The following is a 517-nucleotide window of genomic DNA, read 5'->3' as shown; positions in this document are numbered from 1 at the left end:
CCAGCAATTGGCGCAGCACCAGCTCCCGCGCCTGGGGATCGGCCTTGCCCGCGGCGGCGGAACCGGCCAGTTGATCGATGATCTGCCGGGTGCGCAGCCCATCGGACTGCATCAGCTCCGTGGCCCGCTGCCGCGCCTGATCGACGCTCTGTTGCGCGGCCCTGGACATGTCCAGCGGCTTGTCCTGGGCAAATGCCTCCAGTACCTGGCGCTCGACCTGGGTCAAGGGGCGTTTCAGATACTTCTCGGCAAAGCCGAATATCGTCGCCATCGGGGTCTGCTCTTCATTCGCCATTGCATGCTCCTTACTCAATGAATGACGTTGAAGGGCTGGGCACCGGGTCCGTCGAACTTCAACGCCAGGGGGAAAGCCTGTGTCGCGGTCATGCTCCTGGCCGTGCAGGCCCCGGGCACCTGGCGCGCCCGGGGCGCTTGCTCAGGAGGACGGTGTGCGATTGGCCAGGGTGCTGCTGTACTTGGCGATGCTCTGGTCGATCTTGTCGATGGCCACGCCGGC

General features: G+C 65.4%; 1 pseudogene. It reads right to left on the bottom strand.

From position 1 onward, the window contains the following. Positions 1 to 295, bottom strand: a pseudogene (locus F6S12_RS32805) (hypothetical protein); the annotation flags it as partial. Positions 296 to 517 lie beyond the last annotated feature (222 nt).

The sequence above is a fragment of the Pseudomonas sp. JV245A genome, from assembly GCF_032424515.1.
In the GTDB taxonomy this organism is placed as follows: domain Bacteria; phylum Pseudomonadota; class Gammaproteobacteria; order Pseudomonadales; family Pseudomonadaceae; genus Aquipseudomonas; species Aquipseudomonas protegens.
Note: the sequence above shows the minus strand (reverse complement) of the source record. Positions and strands in the feature narration are given on the sequence as shown.